Consider the following 20,526-nt stretch of genomic DNA (forward strand, 5'->3'; position numbering starts at 1 on the left):
GGGCCGGACCGGCCGTACGACCGGTCCGACCGCCGGCGGAGGGCGGTCGCCGTCCACCGGCATCGCGGCGGGTCAGCCGACGCGCAGCGGTGCCGCCGCGAACTCCGCCATCCCCGCCGCGAAGGCGATCCCCGGCCGCCAGCCGAGTTCCGTGCGCAGCCGGTGCGAGGAGGCGGTGATGTGGCGGACGTCGCCGAGCCGGTACTCCCCCGTGACGACCGGCGCCGGACCGCCGTACGCCGCCGCGAGGGCGGCGGCCATCTCCCCCACCGTGTGCGGCTCGCCGCTGCCGACGTTGTACGCCCGGGTCGTGCCCGACGGCAGGTCGTCCACCCCGGCCAGGGCCGCGAGGTTGGCCGCGGCGACGTCCCGCACGTGCACGAAGTCCCGCCGCTGGCCGCCGTCCTCGAACACCCGGGGCGCCGCACCGCGCGCCAACGCGGAGCGGAACAGCGAGGCGACGCCCGCGTACGGGGTGTCGCGCGGCATCCCGGGGCCGTACACGTTGTGGTAGCGCAGGGCCGCGGCCCGCCCGCCGGTCGCCCGCGCCCACGCGGCGGCCAGCTGCTCCTGGGCGAGCTTCGTGCCGGCGTACACGTTGCGCGGGTCGGCCGGCGCGTCCTCGTCCACCAGCCCGGGGGCGAGCGGCTCGCCGCACGTCGGGCAGGGCGGTTCGAAGCGCCCCGCCTCCAGGTCCGCGACCCGACGCGGCCCCGGCCGTACGACGCCGTGCCGGGAGCACGCGTACCGGCCCTCCCCGTAGACCACCATCGAACTCGCCAGGACCAGGCGCCGCACCCCGGCCGCGGCCAGGCCCGCCAACAGCACGGCGGTGCCCAGGTCGTTGCACCCGACGTAGGCGGGAGCGTCCGCGAAGTCCTTGCCGAGCCCCACCATTGCGGCCTGGTGGCAGACGGCGTCGACACCGTGCAGCGCATCGGCGACGGCGTCCTTGTCGCGGACGTCGGCGTGCCGCCAGTCCACCCCGTCGGGGATCGGCGGGGCGGTGCGGTGGGCGGCGGGCAGCAGGGCGTCGAGCACGCGCACGGCGTGCCCGGCCCCGGTGAGTGCGGTGACGAGGTGCGAGCCGATGAAGCCCGCGCCTCCGGTGACCAGGATCAGCATGGCACCGACCGTACGGCCGCCCGTCCGCACGCCGGCCGCACCGCGACGGAACGTCAGACTTTTGTCATTCTTCGCGCCGGTGGGCGGGGCGCGGCGTGCCGTGCCTGGTCAGCAAGCGCAGTCGGGGGATCCGGGCGGAGCCGTCAACGGGTCGACCGGTGCCCGCCGCACGCCGCCGTCGGTGTCGGCGACCGGCAGTCCCTCGCGGGTCCAGTACTCGATTCCGCCGATCATCTCCTTGACCTGGAAGCCGAGTCGGGCCAGGGCGAGGGCCGCACGGGTCGCCCCGTCGCAGCCGGGCCCCCAGCAGTACGTGATCACGGGCACCGCCGGATCCAGCAGCTTTGCGGCGCGGGCCGGGATGTCGGCGGTGGGCAGGTGGACCGCGCCCGGCACGTGCCCCTGCGCCCATGCGGCGTCCGCACGCGAGTCGATGAGCACGAAGCCGGGGTCACCGGATTCCAGTGCGGAATGCACATCGGACACGTCCGCCTGGAAGGCCAGTCGGGCGGCGAAGAAGGCGGCCGCTTCGGCGGGTGCCGCCGGCGGTACCCGGAGGGGGGCGCTGATCTGGTTCTTGGTCATGCCCCACACGCTATGCTCCCGGCCGCCTCCGCAGAACCAGTGATCCACTGCCCTGTCGGACCTGGGCCGGGGTTTCCGTGGTATTACTCGGCCATGGCCGCTGATTCCCTCGACCCCACCGACATGCGCCTCCTGGAAGCGCTGCAGCGCAACGGGCGGGCCAGTTACGCCGAGCTGGCCCGCAGCGTGGCGATGTCCCCGAGCGCCGTCACCGAGCGGGTACGCCGGCTGGAGGAGAGCGGCGTGATCTCCGGCTACTCCACCGTGGTGCGCCCGGAGGCCCTGGGGCTCGACGTGATGGCCTTCGTCCGGCTCCGCTATCCCAACGGGCACTACAAGCCGTTCCACGACCTGCTCGACACCACGCCCGAGATCGTGGAGGCCCACCACGTGACGGGCGAGGACTGCTTCGTCCTCAAGGTCGTCGCGCGCTCGATGCGCGACCTGGAGGTCACCACCGGCCGCATCGCCGCCCTGGGATCCGTCACCACGAGCGTCGTCTATTCCAGCCCGCTGCCCAACCGGTCGCTGACGACGGCCGTTTCCCGAGGCCCGTCGGCCGGGTAGCGGGCGTGCGGTCGGCCGCACCCGATGCGGCCGACCGTCAGCGGGTCAGACGTCGCCCTGTACGAGCGCGTGCAGATGCTCGTCGTGCCATCCGTCCGCGTGCAGCAGTGCGCTCCGCATGGTGCCTTCGAGGGAGAAACCGGCCTTGGCCGCGACCCGGCAGGACGCCGGGTTGGCCACCGAGTGGCACAGTCGCAGTCGATGCAGTCCGAGGTCGTCCAAGGCCCACCGGCTCACCCGTCGGGTGGCCTCGGCCATGACACCGCCGCCGCGTGCCGCGGGCAGGAGCCAGTACATGATCTCGGCGCTGCCGCCCCGGAGGTCGATGTCGCCCCACCCGATGAGCCCGACGGCCTCGCCGTCCGGTTGCGCCAGGGCCCAGATCGCGCTCAGTTCGGCCCGCCAGCGCTGGTGCATGCCCTCGATCCGCTGCCGGGCCGCTTCGGTCGTCTCGATCAGCAGGCGGCTCCACTGGCGTATCGCCGGGTCCTGACCGGCGGCCACCAGGACGTCGGCGTCGGTCGGGCGCCAGGGCCGTAACGCCCAGCCGTTCGACAGGTCGAGCACGGGTTGGCTGAGCAGGGCCATCCGGCCTGCGGGGACGACGGCCGGGATACCGGTCGGTGCGGTGGCGGCTGCGGCGGTTTGCCCGCCGGTCGGCGGGGGCGAAGAGGTGGTCATCGCGGCATCGTGCCACAGCGAGTCGGGACTCGCTCCGTTGGCCACACACCTCTGCCTGCGGGGCTTTGACGCAGCGTCAGGTACCCGGTCGGCGGCCTCCACTGGACATCGACTGGCCAGGCGGCTAAATTTCTGGCCATGCGGTCAGAAAATGGTCCGGACGGCCAATCCGGCCACGGGAAAAGCACACGGACGGCGCCCGAGCCGGCGCGCTCGCTCATCGAGAAGGTGCGTCGGGCGCAGATCATCGAGGCTGCCATCGAGGTCATCGCGGTACGGGGGTTCGCGAAGGCCTCGATGGCGCAGATCGCCGAACAGGCCGGCGTCAGCAAGGGCGTGATCTCGTATCACTTCGCCGGCAAGAACGAGTTGATCGAGCGGACCGTCGAGCAGGTCTACGAGGGCATCGGCACGTTCGTCGCCTCCCGCCTGCCGGAGCAGGCCGACACGGCCGCGTGGCTGAGCGTCTACATCGGTTCGCTCGCGGAGTACATGGCCGACCACCCGACCCAACTCGGCGCGCTCGGTGAGATCTTCACCCACTTCCGCACCGAGGACGGCGGCCTCCGGTACGGCGTCGCCTCCAGCGAGCCGCTCTACGCCCACGTGGAGGGCGTGTTCCGCACCGGCCAGCAGCGCGGGGAACTGCGCACGTTCGACGCCCGGGTGATGGCCGTCACCCTGCAGGCCGCGATCGACGACATGTTCGCGTACTGGAGCGTCCACCCCGACCACGACCTGTCGGCGCATGCCCGCGAGCTCGTCGACCTCTTCTGGCACGCCACCCGGGCGGACCGCCCGCCCGGTTCCTGAACCACACTCAACGGGGGTAATTTCCATGGCACTTGACTTCGGGCGTCCAGCGGCGCCCGCCGACAGCGCGGGGCCGGCGCGCCCGCGCCTGCACTACGTCGACAACCTGCGCATCGCCCTGACGGCCCTGGTGGTGCTGCACCACACGGCCGTCACCTACGGCAACATCCCCGCCTGGTACTACACCGAGCCCGCCAAGGACGGGAGCGGGCTGGTCCTGGACGCCTTCGTCGTCGTCAACCAGGCGTTCTTCATGGGTTTCTTCTTCATGATCGCCGGCTACTTCACCCCGGCGTCCTACGACCGCAAGGGCACCGGCCCGTTCCTCCGGGACCGGCTCAAACGGCTCGGCATCCCGCTGCTCGCCTTCCTGCTGCTGATCCGTCCGCTCACCGGTCTCGACGGGTACTTCCACCTGAAGTCCGTTTTCGCCGAGCGCGGTGACGCCCTGCCCTACTGGGTCTACTACCTGGCGAGTTGGGACGCGGGCCCGTTGTGGTTCGTGGAAGTTCTCCTGGTGTTCGCGGTGCTCTACGCCCTCGTCCGACGGCGTGGCGCCCGGCGTGACCTGCTCTCCCCCGGCGCGGCGCTCGACGGGCGACCGGCACCGCGGCCGCTGCGGCCACGCGCGATCGTCCTGTTCACCCTCGCTCTCGCCCTGGGCACCTACGGGTGGCGCATCCTCGTACCGGCCGGCACCTACGTCCCGTTTCTCGGGCTGCCCACCCCCAGCTATGCCGTGCAGTACGGGAGTTTCTTCGTGCTGGGCGTCCTCGCCCACCGCCGTGGTTGGCCGCAGTCCCTCTCCCGTCGTACGGGGCGGGTGGGCTTCGCGGTCGCCAGCGTCGCGACCCTCGCCTATCTGCCGGTCCTCGCCACGGCGAAGGCCGGGGCGACCGACGGACACGGCACCTGGCAGTCGCTGGCCGCGGCCGCCTGGGAGTCGACGTTCGCGGTGGGGGTCGTCCTGGGGCTGACCGTGCTCTTCCGTGAACGCCTCAACCGCCAGGGCCGGACGGCCGCGTTCCTCTCCCGGCACGCCTTCGGGGTCTACGTCCTGCACGCGCCGGTACTGGTCGGGCTCGGGCTGGCGTTCCGCTGGTGGCACGCCCCGGCGGTCGCCAAGTTCGCCCTGGTCGCCGCCCTTGCCCTGCCGCTGTGCTGGGTCGTGGCCTACGTCGTCCGCCGCATCCCGCGCGTCGATCGGGTGCTGTAGGGGCAGTTGGCCGGGCCCCCTCCTGCCGCAAGCGGCAACCAGCGTGCCGCGGAGGGAAAATCCACCGGCGTTCTCCGTGCGATCTACGGAAATGCGGTCAGACTCAACGGAGACGGCCTGCCGGGACCCTCACCCCGGCAGGCGCGTCACGTTGCCCCGTGCTTCCCCTCCCCCCGCATCCCGTGCCGAGGAGTCGGCAGCGCATGACCGACACCGAGCAGACCTCCCGCACCCGGCGGGCGGCGTTCCGCGCCGCGGCCTTCGCCCGTGACGGGCGCTGGCATCTGGAGATCACCAGCCTCGACCGCGAACCCGACGTCGGCGACACCCAGGCCGTGCTCGTCACCCTCTGGCCCACCGGTGCGACCCCGGACGGCGCCGGGTTCCCGGCCGACGGCCTGCGCGCGCAGTTGCTCAACAACGGCTTCGCCCTCGATGAACCCGGCGCCGGGACGGGCGGCTGGACGCGTACGGAAGGCCAGGAGCACTACACCGCGGCGTGCCATCCGGCGACGGGAGCAGTCTGATCGGCCGGTGAACGGTCGGGAGGCGGTGGTCGGGGTTCGGTGGCTCCCCCACCGCCCGAGGACGCCGTGCCGTCAGCCGGGCCACCGCGATCCCCATACCGGTGACCGCGACCACGGCGAGCAGCGGGCCGCCGAGGGTGACGACGCGCCGGAGCACCGGTGCGGCCAGGTATCCGGTGCCGGCCTCGGCGGTGGCCCACAACGGGGCGGCAAGGGCGCTGTAGGGGGCGATGCGGCGGTAGGGCAGGTGGCTCGCGCCGGCGAGGTGGGGCATCAGCGTGCGGATCACCGGAACGAAGCGGGCCAGGAAGACGGCCTGTCCGCCGCGGGCTGCCATCAGGTGCTCCGCGCGCCGCCACGCGGCGGCGGGGACGCGGCGGCCCACGCGGCCGGCCCGCAGCCGGTCGGCCAGTAGGCGTCCGGTGCGGTGCGCGAGGAAGTCACCCGCCGGCACGGCACCGGCTGCGGCCGCGATGACCAGGGGAAGGCTCAACTGCCCGGCGCGGGCCAGTGCGCCGGCGCCGAGCAGCAGGGTGAGGGTGGGCACGAAGGCGCCGAGCAGCAGCACCGACTCGGTCAGGACGGCCCCCGCGAGCACGGCGTACGCGGCGGCGCCGGGGAGGTGGCCGACGGTGTCGGGCCAGGCGGTCACCGGCCGGCTCCGGTCGAGGCCTGCCGCGGTTCCGGGAGGGCGGTAGGGGGGGCGCCGGAGCTGCCAGACCCTCGCCGGGGGCAGATTGCCCCATACGGTGCGGCAGTCGGTGGCGTAGCGGCGCCGGTGGGTGGCCAGGACCTCGTCGACGGCCCGGTGCCGGTGTGTTTCGGCCGGTGTGGCCAGTAGGGCGCGGGCCGTGCGGGTGCCCAGGTAGGCGAAGTAGGTCAGGGTGCCGCCGGGGTGAAGCAGTTCCTGGTACCGGTTCATGATCGTCTCCACCTGTTGGGGCGTGAAGTTGGTCAGGGGAAGACCGGAGACGATGACGTCGTAGCGCCGGTGGGTGTCGAGGTGCTCGATGCGGGTGTGGTGGACGTGGATCCGGGCGGGTGCGTCGGCCAGGTGCGGACGGGTCGTGACGAGGTGCCGGAGCCGGATGGCGAAGCGGCGGTTGGCGTCGACGACGTCCAGGCGGCTGCCGGCGGGCAGTTGGGGAATCAGGGCGCGGGTGATCGCTCCAGTTCCGGCGCCCGCCTCCAGGACGGTCAGCGGGCGCGGCGCGCGGGCGCGCACCGGGCCGGTCAGCGCGCGGGCCAGAGCCTTCCCACTGGGGGCGACGGCGCCTGTCGTCCGCATGTCACGGGCGGCTTCGACGAGGAACATCCAGCCCTCGGCGGAGCGTTGCGGAGGAACACGGTCGTGCGAAGTGGTCCGGGATGTCATGACCGTGACGCTAGGAAACCTCCCGCCCCGGTGGAGCCGTCGTTGGGCGACGGCCGTATCGACGAAAGTAGGGGGTCGGCGTGGCGGTTCGTCGGAAGTGGCGTACGCCGTGGGCCACTTAGGATGCGGGGAATGAGCTGGCGAGAGAGCCCGCGGTGGGCCGCCATCGGGCGGTGGGGTCTGGTGGGGGCGCTGACCGTTGTCTCCGTGCAGAGCGGCGCCGTTGCCGCCGGGGGGCGGTACGTGGCGCCGTGTCCGGCCGCCGCGGTGCTGTGCGGCGTGGCCCTCCTGGCGCGGCGGCCGCCCTGGCCGGTCGCTCCCCTGCTGACCACCGCGGCGACGGCCTGGTGGGGGTGGCCGACCATGGGGCTGCTGCTCGTCGCCCTGTTCGACCTGGCGGCGCGGAGTCGCGCCCGGGTGGCGCTGGTCTGCCTGGTCACGGTGCTGGGCGTGAATTTCCTGACCGCTCCGGAGTATTCACTGTGGCGGCCGCAGCAGTACGGGTCCAGTCCGTTCTTGTTGCTGGCCATGGTCGGGGGGTTGTGGATGGGCAATCGCCGCCGGCTGGTGGAGGCCCTCAACACGCAGGTCGAACACCTCAGTGTCGAGCGGGAGTTGCGCGAGGAGGCGGTCCGAGCAGCCGAACGCTCCCGGATCGCCGCGGAGATGCACGATGTGCTGGCCCACCGCCTGAGCCTGATCGCCCTGCACACCGGCGTCCTGGCCACCAGGTCGGATGCGGTGCCGGCGCAGGTCGGCGAGCGGCTCGCGCTGCTGCGGACCGCCTCCACCGAGGCGTTGGCCGACCTGCGCGACGTCCTCGGCGTCCTCCGCGCCCCGGATTCCGCCTCGGCCCCCGTCCTGCGCGAGGTCGACGAGCTGGTCGACCAGGCCCGCGCCGCCGGACAGCGGGTCGAGGTCCGTCTCGACGGCCGCCCCGAAGAGGCGCCGGCCGCGCACCGCCTGGCCGTCCACCGCCTGATCCAGGAGGCGCTGACCAATGCCCGCAAGCACGCGGGCGGCGCCCCGGTGGCCCTGCGCATCGACTACCGGGCGCCCGCCACCACCGTGGAGGTCACCAACTCCCCCGGCGTCCGGAGCCCGGACGCGGTCGCCTCCGGCTTCGGACTCATCGGTCTGCGCGAGCGGGTCACCGCACTCGGCGGCGACCTGCGCACCGGACCCGGCGCATCCGGTGCCTGGCGGCTGACCGCCCGCATCCCCCATCCGACCGGCAGCGAACGGAACGGCAACCGCACATGATCCGCGTCCTGATCGTCGACGATGACGCCCTGGTCCGCCTGGGCCTGACCGACCTCCTCGACGGCGACCCCGGCATCGAGGTCGCCGCCCAGGCGTCGGACGGTCTGCACGCCATCGAGCAGGCCACCGCCCATCGCATCGACGTCGCGCTGGTCGACGTCCGCATGCCGCGCATGGACGGCATCACCGCCACCGCCCGGCTGCGCGCCCTGCCGCACCCTCCGAAGGTGATCACCCTGACCACCTTCGACCTCGACGACTACGTCTACAGCGCCCTGGCGGCCGGGGCCGACGGCTTCCTGCTCAAGGACACCGAGCCGGCCGAGATCCTGCGCGCCGTGCACCTCGTCGCGGCCGGCTCCGCCATGCTCCACCCCGCCGCGGCCCGCCGTGTGATCGACCGGTACCACGCCACCAGCCGCCCGCAGGCGGCCGCCGCCCGCGCCCGCGTCGGCCGGCTCACCCCGCGCGAAGACGACGTACTGGCCCTGCTCGCCCAGGGCGACACCAACGCCGACATCGCGGCCCGCCTGGGCATGCGCGAGAGCACCGTCAAGGCCCATGTCAGCCGCATCCTGGCGGCGTTGGACGTCAGCAACCGGGTGCAGGCCGCCCTGCTGGCCCGCGACGCGGGCATCAGCACCTGACCTACGTGCCGCGGGCGCGGTGGGTCCGGCTGCCGACTCCACGGCTCCGTCCAGGCATTCACGCACAGGGAAGCGGCGTCGATCGACGCCCTCGTCCCGGCGGATGCGGCTCTCGACCGGGTGCCGTGAGGCGGCGGTTGTCAGCGGAGAGCGGGCGTCCGGTCCTCCGTCGGTACCGGGCTCAGCCGCCGGTGGCGAAACCGGGGAAGAGAGTCATACCGCCGTCCACGTAGAGCGTGGTGCCCACCACGTAGTCCATGAGGTCCGAGGCGAGACCGACGACCGCGTGGGCGATGTCCTCCGGATCACCGACGCGCCCGTAGGGAATCAGCTGCAGCAGCTCCTTCTCGGCATCGGGAGTGTTCCAGGCGCTGCGGTTGATGGGCGTCCTGATGGCTCCCGGAGCAATGGCGTTGACCCTGATCCTGTGGGGCGCGAGCTCCTGGGCGAGGGTCTCCATCATCATCTGCACGCCGCCCTTGGAGGCCGCGTAGTTGACGTGACCGGCCCAGGGGATGACCTGGTGCACCGAGCTCATGCAAATGATCTTCCCGGCGGCTCGCGACACCTCGGGGACGACCCCTCTTCGCAGGAACTCCTTCGTCGCCTCCCGAGCGCACAGGAACTGGCCGGTGAGGTTGACGTCCAGCACCTTCTGCCACTGGGCCGTCGTCATCTCGGTGAACGGAGCGTCGCGCTGCAGCCCGGCGTTGGCCACGAGGATGTCGATGGTCCCGAACTCCCGAACCATCCGTTCGATCATCGCGACGACCTGGTCCTCCTGGGACACGTCGGCCTCGTACGCCGCCGCGCGCACGCCGAACCGGGAGATCTCCTCGACCACCTGCTCGGCCTCCGCGCGCCCGGCGACGTAGTTCACGACCACGTCGGCCCCGGCGCGTCCCAGGCCGATGGCCGTCGCCTTGCCGATGCCGGAGTTCGCACCGGTGACGAGTGCCTTCTGGCCTTTCAGCAGATGCGCGGGATTGACGCCCTGAGGTGCTCCCTGAGTCACGCTCACGCCGGTTCTCCTCCTCGACTGGCCGACCGCACGACCGCTTGGGGTCTGGTTGACTCCTTTCGACACCGAACCATCCGAAAGCCCGGGCCACACGCCGGGCACGGGCGAATTGCGCCGATCGGTCGACGACGACCGGGCCTTCACGGCAGGAGCTCCGCCGCCGATCGGCGGGACAACCCTTTCCCGTGGTGCGGGCGGTGTGCGCGCGGGATAGGCTGTCTGGCAGGAAAGTCAGCATCCCTGAGCGGTTTTTTCCGCCGGTCGCCTTGTACGCGATATCCCATTCTTCCTGCGGCGACCCGACGAGCGCGGTGCACCCCCTCGCAGTCCGGGGAGGTGGGCGACGACCACATCTCTTCTCTCTCGCCGTACCGCGCCCTGCGCGCCGGAATGGCGCCGACTTCCGGGCCCGCAGCCTGCAGCCACCGTGGAGGTCGGGATGAGAGTTGTCGTTGATCTTTCCCGATGTGAAGGGTACGCGCAGTGCGCCTTCCTGGCTCCGGACGCGTTCCGGATGCACGGCGAGGAAGCGCTGATGTACGACCCGAACCCCGATGACGCCCAGCGCGACCGGGTGCTGCGCGCCGCGGCGGCCTGCCCGGTCCAGGCGATTCTGGTCGACCAGTCGGAGGGACGGGACGCACCGGCGGAGGCGTCGCCGTCATGACCAGCGCCGACAACCTGCAAGCGTTCAAGCGCGAGGGCCGCATCGTGGTCGTCGGGGCGTCACTGGCGGGGCTGCGGGCCGCGGAGACGCTGCGCGACGAGGGTTTCACCGGATCGTTGACCATGATCGGCGACGAGTTGGGCGAGCCGTATGACCGGCCTCCGCTGTCCAAACAGGTACTGACCGGGTGGGTTCCGGCCGGGAACACCAAGCTGCCGCGCCGCCGTGGCATCGATGCGGAGTGGCTGCTGGGTGTGCCCGCCAGTGGGCTGGACCTGGCGACCGACCACGTGCGGCTGGCCGACGGGCGTGAGGTTCCCTTCGACCGGGTGCTGATCTCCACCGGAGTACGGGCCCGGCCCTGGTTCGTCGAGAGCGAGGCGGCCCTGGACGGGGTGTTCATCGTGCGGACGCGCGAACACTCCGAGGCCCTGCAGCGGGCCCTCGCCGCCGGGCCCTCCCGGGTCCTGGTCATCGGTGCGGGATTCACCGGCTCCGAGATCGCCTCCATCTGCCGCGAGTGGGACATCCCGGTGACCGTCGCCGAACTCGCGCCCGCGCCGCTGGTAGGGGCACTCGGCGCCATGATCGGTCAGGTCGCGGCGGACATGCAGCGCGCTCACGGGGTCGACCTGCGCTGCGGTGTGAAGGTCACCCGGCTGGAGGGCGACGCACAGGGGCGGCTGCGCCGCGCGCACTTCGACGACGGCAGTACGCTCGACACCGACGTGGCGGTGGTGGCGCTCGGGGGCATCCGCAACACCGAGTGGCTGCGGGACTCGGGCCTGGCGGCGGGTGTCTGGGGAATCGCCTGCGACACGGGCTGCCGCGCCCTCGACCTCAACGGCCTGGTCACCGACGACATCTTCGTCGCCGGAGACGTGGCACGCTGCCCGAACCCGATCTACGAGTACCGGCTCATCTCGCTGGAGCACTGGGCCAACGCCGTGGAGCAGGCCGAGGTCGCGGCGCACAACATGGTCAGCGGCCAGGCGGATCGCTGGCCCCACCTGACCCTGCCGCTGTTCTGGTCGATCCAGTTCGGCGTCAACATCAAGTCCGTCGGCGTACCGACCTTCGCCGACGAGGTGGTCGTCACCCAGGGATCGGTGCCCGACCACCGCTTCGTCGCCGCATACGGCTATCGGGGCCGCGTCACCGCGGCGGTGAGCTTCAACAACGCGAAGTGGCTGGACCACTACCGGCAGCTCATCGAGACGGCAGCGCCGTTCCCGCCGCCGTGCCCCGCGCCCGACCAGCCCGCAGACATGAAAGCGGTGCCCGTCGACTTCCCCGGCCCCGAGCTGCTCGCCCAGGGCGCCACCGTGGTCGTCACGGGTCACGACCCGAGTGAGCGCCGTGTCACGGCCGCGTACCAGCACCGGTAGGAGGGAAGCGAGATGACCACGACCCAGGCTGCCGGCATGCTGCGCCGGATCCTCGACTACTCCTCCCGGGCCGACCCGTACCCGCTCTACGCCGAGCTGCGCAAGACACCGGTGGCCCAGCAGGAGGACGGCAGCTACGTCATCAGCACCTACCGCGAGATCGCAGGCATACTGCACAACCCGCATCTGAGCTCGGACACCCGCAACCTCACCCATCCGACGGCGGCAACCGAGGAGCAGACCACTCCGGCGTTCATCAACCTCGACCCGCCCGAGCACGACCGCCTGCGGCGTATGGCGATGCGCCATTTCGGCCCCCCGCACACCCCGCGGCTGGTGACCGACATGGAACCCGCGCTGACCGGCATCGTCAGCAGCCTGATCGACGACTTCGCGGACAAGAAGCAGATCGACATCGTCGACGACTTCGCCTACCCGTTCCCGGTCTCGGTGATCTGCCACCTGCTCGGTGTGCCACGCGAGGACGAACCGCGGTTCCACCTCTGGGTGGACGACCTCATCAACTCGATCGACTACAACCCCAAGACCGACCCGAAGGAAAAGCTGGACAAGGGCGTACAGGCCCGCAAGGACCTGCGGCAGTACCTCGGCGGGCTGCTGGACCAACGCCACGGCCGACCGGGCGACGACCTGCTGTCACGGCTGGCCAACGACGACGGGCCCGACGGGCGGATGACCGACGAGGAGATCATCTCCACCGCCAACCTGCTGCTGATCGCCGGCCACGAGACCACCGTCAACCTCATCACCAACGGCATGCTGACACTGCTGCGCCACCCGCCGATACTGCAACGCCTGCGCGACGAACCGGACTTGATCGTGCCGCTGGTAGAGGAACTGCTGCGCTACGAGCCCCCCGTGCACATCATTCCCTGGCGGGCGGCGTACAGCGACATCACCGTCGCCGACACCGTCATCCCCAAGGGCTCGCAGATCATGTTGATGTTGGCCTCGGGCAGCCGCGACCCGAACCGCTTCCACGATCCCGACCGCTTCGACCCCGATCGGCGCGACAACCAGCACCTCGGCTTCGGCAGCGGCATCCACCTGTGCTTCGGCGGCCCGCTGGCCCGCCGCGAAGCCCAGATCGCGCTGACCGAGTTGGTACGCCGGCTCGACCGGCCCGGACTGGTCGCCGACCCGCCACCGTACCGGCGCAGCCCCGTACTCCGCGGGCCGATCCATCTCCACGTCGAGCGGGGCGGCGGCTAGGCATCGGGTCTTCACCGCGCTGATGGCCCAGCCCGACGCCGACGAGGACCTGACCTGGGCGGTCTCGGCGGGCTCCACGACCGTGCGCGCTCACCGGCCTGCGGCTGGGGCCGCAAAAACCGTTGCATCGTAGGCAAGTTCGGGGCTTCGTCTGTCCTGGCGCAAGGTCGCCGGCCATGGACATGAGCGAAGAGAATGCCTGGACGAGCAGCTCACTGCCGCAGGAGTGGCCGGCCCGCCAGAAGGCTGGATTCGAGGGGTGGTCGCAGGAGACCGGCGGTGGATGGGGCTTCAGCATGGCCTCGCTGGACCGGCTCGAAGACCTCATCCGGAGCCGCTACTCATCCATCAGCAACGTCGGCCAACGTCCCGGTGAAGGGTGAAGCCTCTGGCCCTGCACATGGTTCTCTGACTACAGTCAGAGAATGGACACGGTGCAGATCGACCAGGTGCGGCGGTTCAACCGCACCGTCACCGAGCGTGTGGGCGTGCTCCACGACCACTACCTGGGCCTCGACCGGCCCATCGGTGAAGCCCGGCTCCTCTGGGAGATCGGCGAGGAGGGCCAGGACGTGCGGCAGCTGCGCGAGCGCCTCGCACTCGACTCCGGATACGTCAGCCGGCTACTGCGCTCCCTGGAGACCGACGGCCTGGTGACGGTGGAGCCGCAGCCCCGGGACAGACGGGTGCGCACCGTCCGGCTCACCGATGCGGGCCGCGCCGAGCGCGCCGTGCTCGATGGCCGCAGCGACGAGCTGGCCAGCTCTCTCCTGGAGCCGCTCAACACTGCCCAGCGCGCCCGGCTGGCCGCCGCCATGGCCGAGGTCGAGCGGTTGCTGACCGCCGCGACGGTCACGCTGGACACGGTCGACCCGGACCACCCCGACGCCCAGCACAGCCTGCGGTCCTACTTCACCGAACTGCAGGAGCGCTTCGAGACCGGCTTCGACCCCGCGCGGAGCCTACTGCCCGACGCGGGCGAACTCCGGCCACCGCACGGCCTGTTCCTGGTCGCCAGGCTGCACGGCGAGCCCGTCGGCTGCGCCGGTTTGAAGCTGCCCCCCGGCGCCCCGGCCGAGATCAAACGCATGTGGGTCGCGCCCCGCACCCGGGGTCTCGGTCTCGGCCGCCGTTTCCTGACCGAGCTGGAGACTCTGGCCGCCCGGCAAGGCTGCGACATTCTGCGCCTGGACACCAACAAGGCGCTCACCGCGGCGATCGGCCTCTACCACTCCTGCGGCTTCCAGGAGGTCGCGGCCTTCAACGACGAGCCGTATGCCCATCACTGGTTCGAGAAGCGGATCACCACGCCGACGTCGGGATGAGGTCCTCCCCGTGTTCAGCGGCCCGGACGAAACGGAGCCGGGGTCGCCCCAAGACGATCTCTTCATCGCCAAGATGCACCGCGTCCTGATGCCGTGGCGTCACCAGGCAACCGGGTAGCGGACCGGGTGCCCTCCTATGCGGCCGGGCAACAGGCCGATCGCCACCAGCAGCACGGTGGCCAGGAAGAGCAGCGGGAGGAACGGCACCGGATGCGGGGCCTGCAGCACCACGATGACCGACGTGGCGGCGGCCGGGGAGTGGGAAAGGTGGGTGAGCATCATCGCGCCCAGGGAAAGCCCGGCGGCCACCGCGGCGCCCCAGGCACTGCTCCCGGTCACCGCCAGGGTGCCGAAGCCGATCGCGGCGGACATCAGCTGGCCGCAGATCAGGTTGCGCGGCTGGGAGATCGGCAGCCCGGGCGCTCCGTGCACCAGGGCCGCGCTCGCCGCCAGGGGCGGGATCAGCAGCGGCTCGTGCAGCAGCACACCCACCCCGACCAGGAGAAGCAGGGCGCCGATGGCGAATGCCGTGGCCCTCAACACGTGCAACGGGTGCGGCCTGGGGGGTGGCAGGGGGCGGTGGTGCGGACATGCAGGGACTCCAGGCAGGCAGGTGCGGCACCCAGATCATAAACAAAATGTTGATTGAACTGTGAACGTACCCCCGGGGTGCCAGTCGGCCGGGCTGATCACGCTTCGGCGGGACCCGCCGACCGCCCACCGACGGCTCCGCGCCCCCACCGGTCCACACCGGAACCCGTCCATCGGCGCCAGCCTGGGGAACGGTATAAAAGCGGTATGGTGCGACAAGCTCCGGATGGTGCGCAGCAAGGCCCGGCCGAGCTGTCGGCGGACGACCTGCACGAGACCGTGGAGGAGGTCGCCGCGGCCGTCATGACGGCGTCCCGCCTGTTCGTCGCACTCTCCGCACGGGCACTCGCCGAGACCGAGCCGACCCTGACGCTGCCACAGCTGCGCACTCTGGTGGTGCTGCACGGCGAGGGCCCGGTCAAACTCGCCGCGCTCGCCGCGGGGCTGGACGTGAACCCGTCCACGGCGATGCGCATGGTCGACAAGCTGGAGGCCCGCGGCCTCGTGGACCGTCAGCTGAACCCCGGCAACCGTCGCGAAGTCATCCTGGCCCTCAAACCGCACGGCCGGCGCCTGGTCGAGAAGGTCCTGGCCCACCGCCATCAGGAGATCCAGGCAATCGTCGCCAGTCTGCCGACCGAGCGGCGCGCCGAACTGGTGCGGGGACTGCGCGCCCTGACCGACGCGGCCGGCGCGCAAGCCGTCGATTCGCTGACGGAGCGGTACTGACCGGCGCGGCTCCCAGGCGGACGGGCCGCGGCCGATGGGCTCGGCGAGCCGCGAGCAGCAGGCGTGCGAACGGGGCCTTCGCCGCGACGAAGGCCCCGTGGCTCTCAGTGGTCTCAGGTGGGGACGGCGTCCGGGTCACGTCGTCGGCTGCCCGGAAGGAGACGTTGCCGGTGGTGCTCCTCCGTCAGGTCGTGCCGTCGCGCGTGGAGCAGGTGGTGGAGCGTGACCGTCCCCACGACGTGGGCGTCGGGCCCGTGACCGACGACCGGGGCCTGGGTCACGCCGTGTTCGGCGAAGAGATAGGCGGCACGGCGCAGGGTGTCGTCCGGCCGGAGGGTCACCGGAGAAGGCACGCAGACGTCCGCCACCGTGCTGCTCCCCTGCAGATCGGCGTCCCTGGCGAGTGCCTCCAGCAGCTGCTCCCGGGTCGTCACCAGGCCCGTCGCGCCCTCGTCGGTCAGTACCGGGACCAACCGCCGCCCATCGCCGGCGGAACCCCCCGCGTCCCCGGTGAGCTGGATCGCCACTGCTACGCCGTCGCGGCCCTCAAGGAGGAGGGGCCGGCGTTCCATGACCTCTTCGACGAAGAACGTCTCCAGCGGGTCGGTGGAGTACTCCCTGGTCAGATGCAGACCGCGGCGGGCGATCTTCTCGGTGAGCACCGAGCGCCTGAGCAGGAGTGCGGACAGCGCATAGGCGGCGGTGGAGGAGATCAGCAGCGGCAGCACCGCACCCCAGGCATGGGTGAGTTCGAGGGTGAAGACCACTCCGGTCAACGGTGACCGCATCACCCCGCCCACCACGGCGGCCAGTCCCATCATCGCCCAGAAGCCCGGAATGACGTGCGGGAAGACCAGACTTTCGGCCGCGCCGACCGCCCCGCCGATCATGAAGACCGGAGCGAGCACCCCGCCGGAGGTCCCCGAGCCGAGCGAGAGCGACCAGATGAGGGTCTTGACGACGAGGATTCCGACGATGAGCGACACCGTGGCGCGGCCGGTCAGCAACTGCTCGATGACGTCGTAGCCGACACCGAGGGCACGCGGCTCGACCAACCCGCCCAGGCCGATGACCAGCCCGCCGATCGCGGGTCACCACATCCAGTGGAAGGGCAGTCGGGCGAAGCCGTCCTCGGCCCGGTAGACCAGCCAGGTCGCGGCGACCGCCAGTGCACCGCCGAGCAGCCCGGCCACCACGCAGAGCACGTCGACCGCGGGGGCGACGTGGAGGCCGGCGGCGGACACCGGGAAGATCGGGGCCGTCCCCAGCAGGAAACCGCGCACCACGGTGCTGACGCCGACCGCCGCGACCACCGGCACGAAGCTGCGCGGGCGCCACTCGAAGAGCAGCAGTTCCACGGCGAGCAGCACGGCCGCCAGCGGCGAGTTGAAGGTCGCCGCCATACCGGCCGCCGCCCCGGAGACCAGCAGCGTCTTGCGTTCGTCGGCACTCAACCGCAGCGCCTGCGCCAGGATCGAGCCGATCGCGCCACCGGTCATGATGGTCGGCCCCTCGGCGCCGAACGGGCCGCCGGTGCCGATGCTGATCGCCGCCGACACCGGCTTGAGCACCGCCACCCGGGGCTCGACCCGGCTGCCGCCGGTCAGGATCGCCTCGATCGCCTCGGGCATGCCGTGCCCGCGGATCTTCTCCGACCCGTAGCGCGCCATCGCGCCGATCACCAGTCCGCCGAGCACCGGCGCGCCCAGCACCAGCCACCACGGCCGGTGCTCCAGGCCCGGCGCGACCAGCGAGGTCGACCACCGCTGGTAGAACACCGCGTTGGTGACCAGCCCGATCAACCGCAGCAACGCCAGCGCCGCCACCGCACCGGCGCCGCCCACGAGCAGTGCCCAGCCGCAGATCACCAGCATCCTCGGCTGGACCGTGAAGTCACCGAGGTGCGCGCCCCGGTGCCTCGTCGTTCCCGTGCGCGCCCCGTTCACCGCGGCGACCCACCAGGTCGCGGAGCGCCGGTGGACGCCGCTCGCCCGCCTGACCCCAGGCATGTTCGTATGATTTCCATAGCAAAAGTATTGCAGTGTGCAAGATTTGCAGGCAGGTGGTGTCCAGCACCTGGACGGGCCGACGGTTGGCTCCCGGGGGCGGACACCGCCGGAAGTGCGCCTGAGTGCACCACCCCCACCACCGCAGGACGCCGAGGCGGCCGACGACGGACCGGATCACGGGGCCGGGTCGCCGCCGCACAGGCATCCCCCACGCAGGCACGCCCTCGAACCGACGCCGGCGACGCCCCGCATCCGCCCGTCAGCGCACGCTTCGCTTCGCCTCTGCCTGGTACGTGGGAGCCATCGCGAAGTGGCAGGTCAGACAGGTGAGTTCACGGGCCGGTCGGGAGAGCGTCGACTGGCCGACCCCGGCAAGTCGATGGCCGGGCTCCAGGGCGACATGACAGTGCCGGAGGCAGACGCCCACACCGCAGTGATGGCAGATACCCACGGCGTCGACGACCTCTTCGGCCCACGCGCAGTCGAAGCACTTCATGAGACTCACCCGCCTCCTGTGCGCCCACCCGAACCCATTCTATCGCCAGGCAAGTATTGCGGTAGGCAACGTTCCACACGGTCCGGCCCGGCCGCTCCGGTCGGCGACTCCCGGAGCCGCCGCCGCCCCGAGCCCCAGGCCCCGACAAGGCCCTGACCTGCGCCATCGCGGGTCAGGACGAGGGGCCGGCGGGGTCATCGAGGCCGCGGGCCGCGACGAGGTGGGCGCTGCCGTCGTCCAGCCGGTAGGACAGCCCCACCACGGCCGCCTCACGGGCCGCCACCCGCCGGGCCAGCTCCCGGTAGCGGTCCAGCAGCAGGTCGACCGTGTGGCGCACGTGCTCGGCGAGGATCTCGTCGGGTTGCACGCGCCCGGCGGCCCGCGCCGCGAGCACGCTGGGGGTGACCCGCTCGACGACGTCCCGGATGTAGCCGGTCGGCGTCACACCGGTTTCGAGTGCGGCGCAGGCGGCGGCGATCGCGCCGCACGAGTCGTGGCCGAGGACCACGACCAGCGGGCAGTCCAGCACCTCCACCCCGTATTCGACGCTGCCCAGCACCTCCGCCCCCACGACGTGGCCCGCGGTGCGGACGACGAACAGGTCGCCCAGGCCGCGGTCGAAGATGACCTCGGCAGCCAGGCGGGAGTCGGAGCACCCGAACAGCACGGCGAATGGACGCTGGGCCGGCGCGATCTCGGCGCGACGCGTGGCGTCCTGGTTGGGGTGCGCGGGCGCGCCCGCGATGAAGCGCTGGTTGCCGGCGAGCAGCAGCTCGAAGGCTTCACGAGGAGTGGGGGACGTCATGTCGCTCATAGATCCCCACCCACGACTCCGTCAATCACCCGGCCCATGCGGCCCCTCACCGACATCTCCCTGTTCCGCCCTTCACCGCACCGACTCAAAGTACATGCCGCTGGCAAATATTGCAAAGCGCAAGAAAAACTACGTATAACTCTCATCAACCCTTCCGTGGTGGCGCGTCGGGAACGCCGCGGCACGGCCAAGCTGATCCTGGTGGCACGCGACCACCCGGCACGGGGACCGGAGTGGCCGGTGCCGCCACCCGCGCACCGTGAAAGGAGCGACCGTGGTGGTACGACGCGGTACCCGCAAGGAAGCCGAACGCGTTGCGGCGGTGGCCACGGAGCAGCTGCTGCGGATCGGAACGGCCTTGCGGAGGGCACCCACGACGCCGGACCTGCGGGCGGTCTACCGGACCGACCAGAGCGTCAACGACGCGCCCTACCGGGAACGTTGGGCCCATGACCAGGTTGTCCGCTCCACCCACGGGGTGAACTGCACCGGCTCGTGCTCGTGGAAGGTGTACGTCAAGGACGGCGTGATCACCTGGGAGACGCGACCCCGACGTCCCGGCGATGGCGCACGCCCCGCTGGTGTACCAACTCCACGCCCTGCTCGCGATGGTCCTCTTCGCGCTCTGGCCCTTCAGCCGGCTCATCCACGCCTTCACCGCCCACGTCGGCTACCTGATCCGGCCGTACATCGTCTACCGCTCGCACGCCCGCGCCACGCCCTACCGCCACCCCGCCGCCGCCCGGCCCGCCGCGCGGAAACCCGCCGCCGGACGACGACAGAGCGACACCCGGCGCTGACGGGCAGGGCCACCCGCCCCGTCGGGCCGTCCGCCGCCGGTGCCCCTCACCCCAGGCCCAGGCCGTCCCGCCCGCCCGACGCGAGCGGGTCCTCGACGAGCCCGCCTATCCGCCGCACCTCGTCGAAGGGGTCGACGGCCAGCTCGCCGGCGGCCTGGATGAGGGACCGCAACGTCGGTACCAGGCCCGCCCGTTGCTCGGCCGGCAACCGGCCGACCAGCGTGCGGATCTCGGCCCGGCGGTGCGCGAGGACCTGCTCCACCACGTCCCGTCCCGCTGCCGTGAGTCGCAGAACGACCTCGCGGCGGTTGTCCGGGTTGGTTCGGCGATCGACCAGGCCGACCGCTTCGAGCTTGTCGACCATCCGCATCGCGGTCGACGGGTTGACGCCCAGGGTGGCCGCCATCGCCACGAGCTTGAGGGGTTCGCAGCTCTCCAGCACCACCAGGGCCCGCAGCTGCGGCAGGGTCATGGCGTCGTCTATCGAGGCGAGGGCGCGTGCCGAGACGGCGATCAGCAGACGGGACGCCGCCATGACGGCGACCGTGACCTCCTCGGCCTCCTCATCAAGATCAGACCACTCGGCGGGCCGGCCGGAGGGCTTCTGCGATGCGGCTTCGTCAATCGGCATGGGGAAGGTTATACCGGCCCGCC

22 protein-coding genes and 3 pseudogenes are annotated in these 20,526 nt (G+C 71.7%); 14 read left to right on the forward strand and 11 right to left on the reverse strand.

The window, feature by feature from the left end; all coding sequences use genetic code 11:
• Positions 1-72: 72 nt before the first annotated feature.
• Positions 73-1,125, reverse strand: coding sequence for an NAD(P)-dependent oxidoreductase (locus tag CG747_RS38240; protein ID WP_100606557.1), 1,053 nt, complete (start codon positions 1,123-1,125; stop codon positions 73-75).
• A gap of 108 nt (positions 1,126-1,233) precedes the next feature.
• Complete coding sequence (locus CG747_RS38245) at positions 1,234-1,710, reverse strand: rhodanese-like domain-containing protein (RefSeq protein ID WP_100606498.1); 477 nt, start codon at positions 1,708-1,710, stop codon at positions 1,234-1,236.
• A gap of 93 nt (positions 1,711-1,803) precedes the next feature.
• On the opposite strand from CG747_RS38245, the gene CG747_RS38250 reads away from it, so the two are divergent.
• A complete protein-coding gene (locus CG747_RS38250) occupies positions 1,804-2,277 on the forward strand; it encodes an Lrp/AsnC family transcriptional regulator (RefSeq protein WP_100606499.1) in 474 nt (157 codons plus the stop codon).
• A 45-nt stretch (positions 2,278-2,322) separates the two neighbouring features.
• Here CG747_RS38250 and CG747_RS38255 read toward each other — a convergent pair whose 3' ends face one another.
• Positions 2,323-2,958: a GNAT family N-acetyltransferase gene (locus tag CG747_RS38255; protein WP_100606500.1), complete on the reverse strand. Its 636-nt coding sequence runs from the start codon at positions 2,956-2,958 to the stop codon at positions 2,323-2,325.
• A gap of 138 nt (positions 2,959-3,096) precedes the next feature.
• Here CG747_RS38255 and CG747_RS38260 point away from each other — a divergent pair, with 138 nt between their 5' ends.
• The 3 genes from CG747_RS38260 (at position 3,097) to CG747_RS38270 (ending at position 5,514) form a co-directional block, all read left to right on the forward strand.
• On the forward strand, positions 3,097-3,771 hold the full coding sequence (locus CG747_RS38260; RefSeq protein WP_100606501.1) for a TetR/AcrR family transcriptional regulator: 675 nt from the start codon (positions 3,097-3,099) through the stop codon (positions 3,769-3,771).
• Between the two features lie 25 nt (positions 3,772-3,796).
• Positions 3,797-4,987 carry an acyltransferase family protein gene (locus CG747_RS38265; protein ID WP_100606502.1) on the forward strand — a complete coding sequence of 397 codons (1,191 nt, stop codon included), beginning with the start codon at positions 3,797-3,799 and terminating at the stop codon, positions 4,985-4,987.
• A gap of 203 nt (positions 4,988-5,190) precedes the next feature.
• Positions 5,191-5,514 (forward strand): hypothetical protein, encoded by a 324-nt coding sequence (locus tag CG747_RS38270; RefSeq protein WP_100606503.1) that lies wholly within the window; start codon positions 5,191-5,193, stop codon positions 5,512-5,514.
• Here the strand turns inward: CG747_RS38270 and CG747_RS51130 are convergent.
• Positions 5,402-6,889 carry a VTT domain-containing protein gene (locus CG747_RS51130; RefSeq protein WP_374701871.1) on the reverse strand — a complete coding sequence of 496 codons (1,488 nt, stop codon included), beginning with the start codon at positions 6,887-6,889 and terminating at the stop codon, positions 5,402-5,404. The two genes, CG747_RS38270 and CG747_RS51130, sit on opposite strands and share 113 nt — an antisense overlap.
• Positions 6,890-7,021: 132 nt before the next feature.
• Here CG747_RS51130 and CG747_RS38285 point away from each other — a divergent pair, with 132 nt between their 5' ends.
• Positions 7,022-8,152: a sensor histidine kinase gene (locus tag CG747_RS38285; RefSeq protein ID WP_100606504.1), complete on the forward strand. Its 1,131-nt coding sequence runs from the start codon at positions 7,022-7,024 to the stop codon at positions 8,150-8,152.
• Positions 8,149-8,799 carry a response regulator transcription factor gene (locus CG747_RS38290; RefSeq protein WP_100606505.1) on the forward strand — a complete coding sequence of 217 codons (651 nt, stop codon included), beginning with the start codon at positions 8,149-8,151 and terminating at the stop codon, positions 8,797-8,799. The genes CG747_RS38285 and CG747_RS38290 overlap by 4 nt, the downstream gene beginning before the upstream one ends.
• Before the next feature lie 181 nt (positions 8,800-8,980).
• Here the strand turns inward: CG747_RS38290 and CG747_RS38295 are convergent, their stop codons facing one another.
• Positions 8,981-9,820: an SDR family oxidoreductase gene (locus tag CG747_RS38295; RefSeq protein WP_257981008.1), complete on the reverse strand. Its 840-nt coding sequence runs from the start codon at positions 9,818-9,820 to the stop codon at positions 8,981-8,983.
• Positions 9,821-10,259: 439 nt separating this feature from the next.
• Here CG747_RS38295 and CG747_RS38300 point away from each other — a divergent pair, with 439 nt between their 5' ends.
• The 5 genes from CG747_RS38300 to CG747_RS38320 all read left to right on the forward strand — a co-directional run bounded on the left by CG747_RS38300 (position 10,260) and on the right by CG747_RS38320 (position 14,433).
• Positions 10,260-10,487 carry a ferredoxin gene (locus tag CG747_RS38300; RefSeq protein WP_100606506.1) on the forward strand — a complete coding sequence of 76 codons (228 nt, stop codon included), beginning with the start codon at positions 10,260-10,262 and terminating at the stop codon, positions 10,485-10,487.
• Positions 10,484-11,875, forward strand: coding sequence for an NAD(P)/FAD-dependent oxidoreductase (locus tag CG747_RS38305; RefSeq protein ID WP_100606507.1), 1,392 nt, complete (start codon positions 10,484-10,486; stop codon positions 11,873-11,875). Before CG747_RS38300 ends, CG747_RS38305 begins: the two co-directional genes overlap by 4 nt.
• Before the next feature lie 12 nt (positions 11,876-11,887).
• On the forward strand, positions 11,888-13,108 hold the full coding sequence (locus CG747_RS38310) for a cytochrome P450 (protein ID WP_100606508.1): 1,221 nt from the start codon (positions 11,888-11,890) through the stop codon (positions 13,106-13,108).
• A 176-nt stretch (positions 13,109-13,284) separates the two neighbouring features.
• On the forward strand, positions 13,285-13,491 hold the full coding sequence (locus CG747_RS38315) for a hypothetical protein (RefSeq protein WP_100606509.1): 207 nt from the start codon (positions 13,285-13,287) through the stop codon (positions 13,489-13,491).
• A 42-nt stretch (positions 13,492-13,533) separates the two neighbouring features.
• Entirely contained in the window at positions 13,534-14,433 is a 900-nt protein-coding gene (locus tag CG747_RS38320) for a helix-turn-helix domain-containing GNAT family N-acetyltransferase (protein ID WP_100606510.1), read from the forward strand.
• Between the two features lie 99 nt (positions 14,434-14,532).
• Here CG747_RS38320 and CG747_RS38325 read toward each other — a convergent pair whose 3' ends face one another.
• Positions 14,533-14,982, reverse strand: a complete 450-nt coding sequence (locus CG747_RS38325; RefSeq protein WP_100606511.1) for an HPP family protein — start codon at positions 14,980-14,982, stop codon at positions 14,533-14,535.
• Between the two features lie 249 nt (positions 14,983-15,231).
• Here CG747_RS38325 and CG747_RS38330 point away from each other — a divergent pair, with 249 nt between their 5' ends.
• A complete protein-coding gene (locus CG747_RS38330; protein ID WP_100606512.1) occupies positions 15,232-15,753 on the forward strand; it encodes a MarR family winged helix-turn-helix transcriptional regulator in 522 nt (173 codons plus the stop codon).
• A gap of 113 nt (positions 15,754-15,866) precedes the next feature.
• On the opposite strand, the gene CG747_RS50150 is transcribed toward CG747_RS38330, so the two are convergent.
• The 4 genes and pseudogenes from CG747_RS50150 to CG747_RS38345 form a co-directional block, all read right to left on the reverse strand.
• Entirely contained in the window at positions 15,867-16,325 is a 459-nt protein-coding gene (locus CG747_RS50150; RefSeq protein WP_257981013.1) for a CBS domain-containing protein, read from the reverse strand.
• Positions 16,326-16,448: 123 nt separating this feature from the next.
• A pseudogene (locus CG747_RS38335) lies at positions 16,449-17,762 on the reverse strand (chloride channel protein); the annotation flags it as partial.
• 259 nt (positions 17,763-18,021) lie between these two features.
• Positions 18,022-18,258, reverse strand: a complete 237-nt coding sequence (locus CG747_RS38340; RefSeq protein WP_100606560.1) for a DUF2180 family protein — start codon at positions 18,256-18,258, stop codon at positions 18,022-18,024.
• A 172-nt stretch (positions 18,259-18,430) separates the two neighbouring features.
• The gene (locus CG747_RS38345) at positions 18,431-19,072 is read right to left on the reverse strand and encodes a carbonic anhydrase (protein ID WP_100606513.1); all 642 of its coding nucleotides are present in this window, start codon (positions 19,070-19,072) and stop codon (positions 18,431-18,433) included.
• A gap of 322 nt (positions 19,073-19,394) precedes the next feature.
• On the opposite strand from CG747_RS38345, the pseudogene CG747_RS51135 reads away from it, so the two are divergent.
• Positions 19,395-19,619 (forward strand): annotated as a pseudogene (locus CG747_RS51135) (hypothetical protein); the annotation flags it as partial.
• Positions 19,618-19,872, forward strand: a pseudogene (locus tag CG747_RS50155) (respiratory nitrate reductase subunit gamma); the annotation flags it as partial. The pseudogenes CG747_RS51135 and CG747_RS50155, both read left to right, overlap by 2 nt.
• A 46-nt stretch (positions 19,873-19,918) precedes the next feature.
• Here the strand turns inward: CG747_RS50155 and CG747_RS38360 are convergent.
• On the reverse strand, positions 19,919-20,503 hold the full coding sequence (locus CG747_RS38360; protein ID WP_100606514.1) for a MarR family winged helix-turn-helix transcriptional regulator: 585 nt from the start codon (positions 20,501-20,503) through the stop codon (positions 19,919-19,921).
• Positions 20,504-20,526: the final 23 nt, after the last annotated feature.

Origin of the sequence: Streptomyces sp. CB02959 (assembly GCF_002803155.1) — a bacterium.
Classification (GTDB): domain Bacteria; phylum Actinomycetota; class Actinomycetes; order Streptomycetales; family Streptomycetaceae; genus Streptomyces.